The following is an 8,207-nucleotide window of genomic DNA, read 5'->3' on the forward strand; positions in this document are numbered from 1 at the left end:
GAGCTGTGGTGGCGCGGCGTCACGGAGCGCCGGTGAGCAGGTCGAGGTCGACGGCTTCGGCAAGGCGCTGATAGCCAAACGGGTTGAGGTGCAGGCCGTCTCCGCCGTCGTAACGCGCGTCGAGGTGATCGGGGTTGGCTGGGTCGGCGACCGCGGCTTCGAAGTCGACGACCGCGTCCGCGGGGCTCTGGGTCCGAATCCAGTGGTTCACCGCGCGGCGTAGATCTTGACCGAGCGCACCGTAGCTGGGCCGCGAGTTGCCCCCCGAGGGGGTCAGTGTTCCCTGCAGCACCGTCAGGCCGCGGTCGTGCAATCTGCCAATGACGGAGGTGTAGCCCGCGGCCAAGTCGTCGACGGTCAGCCCGTGGGTGAGTCCGATGTCGTTGATGCCCTCCAACCAGATGACGGTGCCGACGGCGCATTGTGCCAAGACGTCGGTGTCGAGGCGCCTGCCTGCGGCCGGGCCGAGAGCGGGAACGTCCCCGTCGGTGCACACCCTGTTTCCGCTGATCCCGGCGTTGGCGACGAAGAACGGTAGGCCAGCTGCGTCGATGCGACGCTTGAGATAGTCCGGGTAGCGCTGATTGAGGTCGATGGTGGACGTGTCCTGGGGCAGCAGCGAGGCCGGGCCCTGAAAGCCGTCGGTGATGGAATCACCCAGGGTCACGACGGCCGACGCTTCGTCCGACAGAACGTCCAGGCCGATGACGTAGGGCCGAAGCGTCGTGGTTTGTGTGAACGCGGCGGCGTCGACTCCGGGACGTACCCCGGGCACGGTGGCATATGAGGTCTGGCGAGCGGTGAAGTGATGGGTGGGAATGTTGCCGGGTTCGGCGACGTCGAGGGTGACAGCGATGTCGTCGAAGGGCGCCACGGAGAAGTCGACGCCGTCGCTAAAGACGTCGAGTCCGGCGCCGATCGTGACGGTGGGGCCGCCGCTGAAGAGAACGGGCACGCTGGTGGCCGGGTCGATGACCGGCCCGCGCAGGCGCTGAGCCACCGATACCGACGTCAACGTCACCGGCGCCGCGCCGAAGCGGTTGGACAGATGGATTCGGATCTGATGCCCGGCCCCCAGAGGGGACAGCACGGCCCGGAAACTCTGTACTTGTCCAAACGGTCCGGCGAGCAGCGGTGTCAAACTGGCATCACCGGGTGTGGCGGCGTCCGTCGGTGGGGATTGCCAGGCCGTCACCCATCGTCGGCCGTCGATGGCGCTGGTCGTCATGGATCCCTTCGTCGTGGTCGGGCCCGTGTTCGGATCGGCGGGTCGCCGAGGTGCGCTGCAGGGCCTAGGTGGCGGGTTGGTGGATGACCGAGATCTTGAACACGGCGCTGGTGATCGTGCCGAAGATGCCACGGCTTCCGATGAACAGGCGTTTGGTGTCGTAGCCGGCGACGTCCTTCATGTTCTGGCCACCGAAGCGGGCGTGGGCCTGCCCGTCGGGCAGTACGACGTCCAGACCCAGGAGCGCGTGGCGTATCGCAAGGCGTTCCTCCCCGGTGGCGGTGGCGATCACCTCGCCGACGGTGCGGTCGGTGGTCGTGGTGGGGATGGCGGGGCAGCTCACCCCGCGGTCGCTGAGCTGGGTGAGCAGATCGGCCAGTGTGACTGCGGCTCCCACGACCAGATTCAAGTTGGCGGTGTTGACGTCCACCGTGGTGTCGGTGGCGGGAACCGTCGCCGTCGCGGTGGTCGGGCCGGTCGGTGCCCCGGTGTGTGCTGCCAGGGCTGCACTGACGGCTGCTTCGAAGTCGTTCACGGCGGGTTCTGCAGGTGAGAGGTCGGGCAACATGATTCCGGGGTTGAATTGCTGGGTCGGGTCGAAGGCCCGTTTGATCGCGCGTCGGGCGGCGATCTCGACCGGGGTGAACCTCTTGGTCATGAATTGGCGCTTCTCGGTGCCGACACCGTGTTCCCCGGTGATGGTTCCGCCCAGACTCAGTGCTGCTTCGATGATCTCGTTGTTGGCCGCCTCCAGCGCGGCCGCAGCGTGGGGATTGTCCTGGTCGAAGAACGTGGTCGGATGCAGGTCACCGTCACCGGCGTGGCCGGCGACCATGATGAACGACAATTCGTCGGAATGCCGTTTGGCGGCGTCCTGAATCGCTTGCTGCATCTCGGGGATGTGTTGGCGTGGGACGGTGACGTCGCCGATGAAGAAGCCCTTGCCGCTATGCAACACGGCATCCGGGGCGTGCAGGCGGCCGTACCACAGCTTGGCGCGGGCGTCGTCGTCGTCGGCCCGACGAACCTCGATGGCGTGCTCGCGCAGCACGCTCTCGACGATCGCACCGTCACGCTCGACCTCCTCGGCGGTGCCGTCGACGTCGACGAGCACGATGGCGTCCACGTCGGTGGGATAGCCGGTGTCGGTGAATTGTTGCAGGCCGTTGATGCCGGCGCGGTCGAGCCACTCCACGGCTGCGGGCACCGTACCGGTCTGGATGATCGCGGCGATGGTCTGGGCTGCTCGTTGGGCGGTGGCGAAGCTGCCCATCAGGCTACGGGTGATCGGTGCAATCGGTCGCAGCGCGACGGTGGCCTCGGTCAGGATCGCCAGTGTGCCTTCGGAGCCGATCAGCACGCCCAGCAGGTCGGGTCCGTCGTCGGTGGCGTGCAGTTCGATGACGGTGCCGTCGGCGAGTACGGCCTCGGCGCGCAGGACGTGGTTGTAGGTGACTCCATATTTGAGGGCGTGTGGGCCGCCAGCGTTTTCGATGATGTTGCCGCCGACGGTGGCCAGGTGGGCTGAGACCGGGTCGGGGGAGAACACCAGACCGTGCGGGGCGAGCTGCTGTTGTAGATCGAAGTTGACGACGCCGGGCTGCACACGGGCGGTGCGCGCCGTTGGGTTGATGTCGAGGACCTGATTCATACCTCGGAGATCGATCATCACCAGGTCCGGTCCGGCCATGACACCGGCGCTGCAGTTGGAGGCGGCGGCTCGGGTGACCAATGAGACCTCGTGCCTGGCGGCGACGCGCACGACGGCGACGACCTCGTCGCGGGTGCGTGGTCGCACCAGCAGACCGGGCTGTTCCCCGAAACCCCAGTAGTCCTTGGCGTTGTCGACTAATTCGGCCGAGTTGGTGACGACGGCGTCCGGGCCGCTCACGGCGGCGGTGAATGCGGATACGAGGTCTTCGTCCATGGAGGGGTCCTTCGGTGTCGGGGGGACGTCAGTCGGAGAGCGCCGTTAGCCGCTGAAGCCCAGCGGTACCTTCTGGGTACGGGCGTTGATCAGGGTGGGTCGGCTGCGGTCGGCGATGCCGGCCCCGACCAGTTCGGTGACCTCGTCGGTGGTGTGCGCTTCGTGGGCGTCCACGCCGTAGCTGGTGGCCGTCTCGACGATGTTGAGGCCGGGGATGTCGAGTCCGGGCACCTCCGGTGTCTTCTCCCAGACGCCGAATTGTTTGACGACGCCGTATTCGGCGTTGGACGCCACCACGACGGTGATCGGGATGTCGTAGCGGGCCGCGGTCCACAAGGCGGTGATCGCATAGTGCATCGATCCGTCACCCATCAGGGCTACGACGGGACGGTCCGGCGCGGCCAATTGTGCGCCGACCGCGGCCGGGAGTCCCCAGCCCAGCCCGCCGCCGGCGGCGGACAGATGCGACATCGGTCGGCTGGGGCGGATGCTGTGGGTCATGGCCACCTCGTTGCTGCCGGCTTCGCTGACCCACAAGGCATTCGGGTTGGCGGCGCGGTTCACCGCGGCCCACAGTGCTTCGGGTTTGAGCGGCGCTTGACCCGGCTCGACCTCGGGAGCGGCGGGACGCGGCGCCGGTGCGGGCCGCTGTGTTGGCTCGGCCGCGGCCAGCAGCGCCGAGGCGGCGCTGCGCACGTCGGCGACGATGGCATCACCGACGGGCGCGCGTGCGGCCTCGTCGGGGTCGTTGGTGATGTGGACGAGCTGCGCCCCCGCGGGCAGGTAGGGCCCGGGTACCAATGGGTAGTACCGAAAGACCGACGTGCCGATCGCAAGGATCAGATCGTGCCCCTCCAGGATCTGCGATATCCACCCGGCACCCGGTGGGAGCGCACCTTGGTAAAGCGGGTGATTCTCGGGGAATCCGCTCCAGCCGGTCAGCGGGGCGGTGTAGACGCTGGACTGGGTCCGTTCGGCCAGCCCGACGACCAAATCCGTTGCCTCATAACGGTCGACGTCGCCGCCGACGATGATGGCGGGGGAGGCGGCGTTGGAGAGCTGCGCGCCGATCTGGGCAGCCAGCTCCGGTGGAAAACCGGCGGCGCGAATGACCGTGCGCTCACGCACCACGGCGGTCTCGGCGGCTTGCGCGTCGGTCAATTCGATCGGCATGTCGTCCATGGGCAGTGAGACGAACACCGGTCCCATCGGCGGTGTGGTGGCCAGGTGGATGGCGCGTGCCAGGACGGCAGGCGCTTCGCTGGCAGTGGCCGGCTCGGCGGCCCACTTGACGAACGGGCGCGGCGTGACGGTCGGTTCGTGGTTGGTGAGCAAGCAGTACTGATTCTGCATGCTGCGCCGCTGGTTTCCCGCGGTGACGATCAACGGGGTCTTGTTGACATAGGCGTTGTACAGCTGTCCTTGGGCGTTGCCCATACCCGGAGCGGTGTGCAGGTTGACCAGAGCCGGTCGGCGGGTGATCTGGGCGTAGGCATCGGCCATGCCGACCGGAATCATCTCCTGCAAGCCGAGGAAGTACCGGAGATCGGACGGAAAGTCCTCCAGCAACGCCAGTTCCGAAGAGCCCGGGTTGCCGAACCACGTCGTCAACCCGTGGGCGCGGCACAGGTCGAGGATGGCCTCACGCACAGTGGTCATGAAGGGGCACTCGCTTTCGTTGCAATGTCGGGGTCAGTCGAGTTCGCCGGCACGGGGGTTGAGCGCCCAGTTCAAGGCGAAATCGGCGACTGCCTCCCATCCCGGCGCGCCGCAGGTGAAGTGGTCACGGCCCTCGAAGAGTTTGTAGGCGGTGATGGCGGTGGAGTGTTTGGCGTTCTTCTCAGAGTTCTCGTGCTGAACCGGGGGAGGCAGGATGTGGTCCTTGCTGCCGGCGATGAACAACAGCGGGGCGCGGTCGTCGTTGGCGAAGTCATAGGTCGTGGCCGCGTCGTGAGTGAAGTTCGCCAGGCCACCCTGAAACAGAATGCGGGCCGGGACCGGCACCGCGTACCGGTCATAGGCTGCTTGGGACTCGGCCTGGGTGAGGCTGTTGGTGAAGGCGTAATGGAATTGCTCGGGGGTGATCGGCACGGCGCGGTGCAGATTGGCGGGATTCTTGAGCACCGGGAACGTCGCCCGGATCTCACTGAAGGGAAGCGCCTTGATTCCCTTGACGGCTGCGCCGTCGACGGACACGCCGGCGCTGCCGTAACCGGCGCCGAGCAGCATCTGCGCGAAGGTACCGCCGAAGGAGTGGCCCATGACGATGGGGGGCGCCGGTAGGGCGCCGATGACCTTGGTGAGGTGATCGAGGACGTCGCGCACACCGAGATCGGCCAACGGCGAGGGATCCTCGCGCAGGGCCTGGACGCCGGCGGTGCCCTCGCCGACGCCGGGGTAGCCGGGGGTCAGGACGGTGTATCCCTGGGCTTCGTAGCGCGCCACCCAGCCTTCCCACGCCAATGGCGTCATCCACAGTCCATGGATCAACACGATGGTCTTGCTACCTGGAGAAGTCATGATCACTAGCGTGGGCACCCACGTGCGCCGCCACAATGGAACCCGTACCAACACCGGTGCTGTGCGCGTTGTGTTGACGCACAACGGGTGTAGTTGACCGGGGGTGGTGGGTGATGCGGAACCGAGCCCTGACCATGGGGTGAATCGACCATGTGTGAAAGCTGTGGCGGCGCACGAAGGGCTCGAGTGGGCACTTGCGGGTTCTTGCGCCGGCGCACACGCGCCGCTATCCGGCGTCGTTGGTGGTGGGCACAACCGCGGGCCGCCGACTCTTGTATCGCCGCACAACCGTCACGGGCCCCTTTCGGCCTAGATTCGTCGAATGACACAGCCCGGCGAGCTTCGGCAGGCATCTCGCTCGGAGAGCGGGCGATTCACGGCGCTGGTGGCCTTGCCGAATCTCGCCGAAGGCCTATTCCGCCGCCGGCCTGCGGTGAGCGTCCTGCTCGACGGGATCGGCGTTCCCCATCGCGCTCACCGCCTGCTTGCGGCACTGCAAAGCCGCTACGGCGACGGACCGATGTGGGTGAGCGTCGCCGGCAAGAAGACGCTGCTGGTCTTTGGCCCCGACCAAATCCAGTTTGCGCTGTCTCACGCGCCAGAACCCTTCGCCTCGGACCCCGAGCCGAAACGGTCGGGCATGGAGAAGTTCCAACCCCACGCACTGACCATCTCTCGCGGTGAGCACTGGTCGGATCGCCGCCGGTTCACCGACGCCGTGTTGTCCACTGCTGCGGCCGACACCACCATTCAAGGCCGCATCCGCACCGTGGCGGCAGACGCAGCCGTCGCAATTCCCCGCGAGGTCGACTGGCACCAGTTCAACGCCCTGGTGCAGCGCATGGCGCGGCGAATCATCCTCGGTGACGTGGCAATGCACGACGACGACATCTCGACCCAACTGGCCACGCTGATGAGCAAGGCCAACCCACCCGGCAAAGGCGATCCCGAGCTATACGGGCGGTTCTTCGAGTCGTTGCATCACTACGTCCACGTCGGGGAAGCGGGCAGCCTCGTCGGACTCTTCCACCGGATACCCGTCACCGAGGAAACACATCCCACTCATCAGGTAATTCACTGGTTGTTCGCCATGGGAGACACGCTGGCCATCAATCTCTGGCGCTGCCTGGCGCTGTTGGCCAATCACCCCGACATGCTCTCGGCAGCGCACATGCGGGTCGACGCCGGCGACAGCCGCAGCTACCTCACGGGCTGCTTGTGTGAGGCCATGCGTTTGTGGCCCAGCACTCCCGTCTTGGCACGAACCCTTACCCGCGACATCGAGTGGAACGGACGCACGGTTCCTGAAGGAACGCAGGTCATGATCGTCAACACCTTCAATCACCGCGATAAGTCTCGCATCCCCTATGCCGACCGCTTCGAGCCCACCGCGTGGGTCGACCATGCTGCAGACAGATCCTGGTCATTCAACTTCTTCAGCCATGGACCTCAACGATGCCCAGGGGCCGACCTTGCGCTACGACTCGGCGTCACCTTCCTCGCGGCATTGCTGGGTGATCGGCATCCGGACGGCACGAACGTCCTGCTCGATCCCGCCCAACCGCTTCCCTTGACGCTCAACCACACTCGCCTGCGCATCGGCTTTGCTTCGAGAGGCCGGCGGTGAGCCGTCTCCGTTCGGCAAGCGAGGAAACCAGCGGGTGCGCAGGACGATGATGGCTTTACCGTCGAACCTCCCCGCGAGTGCTGTCGCCGGCGCGCCAACGTCCCAAAGGCGCCGACGTGCCGGGCCCTACCCCTGCCCCGGCATGGCAGCGAGCGTTGACGGGTGGGCAGCTGCGAGACGACCGTTGGGTCGTTCAAGAACGAGGCGATCCGCCGGCAAGGCCCGTGGCGCGACGTCAACCAGGTCGAGCTGGCCACCGCCGAGTGGGTGGTCTGGTTCAACACCGAGCGTCCGCACGAGTACCTCGATGACTTCTCCCCGAGGCCGTCGAGAAGCTCCAGTACGATCACAAAGCACCCCACCAAGAGCGGGGTGATTCAACGAACACGGCCTGCGGACTCGCCGGGAGAGGTCAAGCGCATGGCAAGGATTTCCTTCCTTGCAGCTTGGGTCGCCGGGGGTGCGGACGATTCAGGGGATACCGGGCTGTGTCGTCAACTCAGTGACGACAGCTGGGGGATGATCTGATCGCCGAGGCGGGCAACGTATCCCACGGGATCCGCGACGTCGGGGAACACGCCGATGTTGACCATGTCGACGCCGAGGGCGGCGTAGCTCTCCATGGTGCGCATGAATGCCGCTGTGTCGGTGAAGGGTTCGGTGTGATGGCCGAGGCCTACGGTCTTGCGGATCTCGGCGGGGTCGCGTCCGGCAGTGTCGCAGTGCCGCTGCAGGACCTCCATCTTGTGCTTCAAGAGTTCAGCGTCCTCGGTGACGCTGTTCCAGACATCGGCGTATTCGGCGACTAGGTGTAATGGCCAGGCAGGTTGTGAACGGCGTGGCGTGAGGAAATAGGTGAGGACCTCCGGTATCGGTGTGGTTACCACACGCACATCGATAACCGA

The 8,207-nt window shown here is 66.2% G+C and carries 6 protein-coding genes and 1 pseudogene; 2 read left to right on the top strand and 5 right to left on the bottom strand.

The features are described from left to right. Positions 1-19: 19 nt before the first annotated feature. The 4 genes from SBI80_RS24185 to SBI80_RS24200 all read right to left on the bottom strand — a co-directional run bounded on the left by SBI80_RS24185 (position 20) and on the right by SBI80_RS24200 (position 5,675). Positions 20-1,228, bottom strand: coding sequence for a GDSL-type esterase/lipase family protein (locus tag SBI80_RS24185; RefSeq protein WP_318977383.1), 1,209 nt, complete (start codon positions 1,226-1,228; stop codon positions 20-22). 64 nt (positions 1,229-1,292) lie between these two features. Further along, a complete protein-coding gene (locus SBI80_RS24190) occupies positions 1,293-3,155 on the bottom strand; it encodes an FAD-binding oxidoreductase (protein ID WP_318977384.1) in 1,863 nt (620 codons plus the stop codon). 45 nt (positions 3,156-3,200) lie between these two features. Then, entirely contained in the window at positions 3,201-4,814 is a 1,614-nt protein-coding gene (mdlC, locus tag SBI80_RS24195; protein ID WP_318977385.1) for a benzoylformate decarboxylase, read from the bottom strand. Positions 4,815-4,847: 33 nt separating this feature from the next. Beyond that, on the bottom strand, positions 4,848-5,675 hold the full coding sequence (locus tag SBI80_RS24200; RefSeq protein ID WP_318977386.1) for an alpha/beta hydrolase: 828 nt from the start codon (positions 5,673-5,675) through the stop codon (positions 4,848-4,850). A 322-nt stretch (positions 5,676-5,997) separates the two neighbouring features. Between SBI80_RS24200 and SBI80_RS24205 the strand changes: the two genes are divergently transcribed. Further along, entirely contained in the window at positions 5,998-7,302 is a 1,305-nt protein-coding gene (locus SBI80_RS24205) for a cytochrome P450 (protein WP_318977387.1), read from the top strand. Positions 7,303-7,476: 174 nt separating this feature from the next. Then, a pseudogene (locus tag SBI80_RS24210) lies at positions 7,477-7,658 on the top strand (integrase core domain-containing protein); the annotation flags it as partial. Positions 7,659-7,796: 138 nt separating this feature from the next. Here the strand turns inward: SBI80_RS24210 and SBI80_RS24215 are convergent. Further along, the gene (locus SBI80_RS24215; protein ID WP_318977388.1) at positions 7,797-8,057 is read right to left on the bottom strand and encodes a hypothetical protein; all 261 of its coding nucleotides are present in this window, start codon (positions 8,055-8,057) and stop codon (positions 7,797-7,799) included. Positions 8,058-8,207: the final 150 nt, after the last annotated feature.

Origin of the sequence: Mycolicibacterium sichuanense, from assembly GCF_033741125.1 — a bacterium.
Classification (GTDB): domain Bacteria; phylum Actinomycetota; class Actinomycetes; order Mycobacteriales; family Mycobacteriaceae; genus Mycobacterium.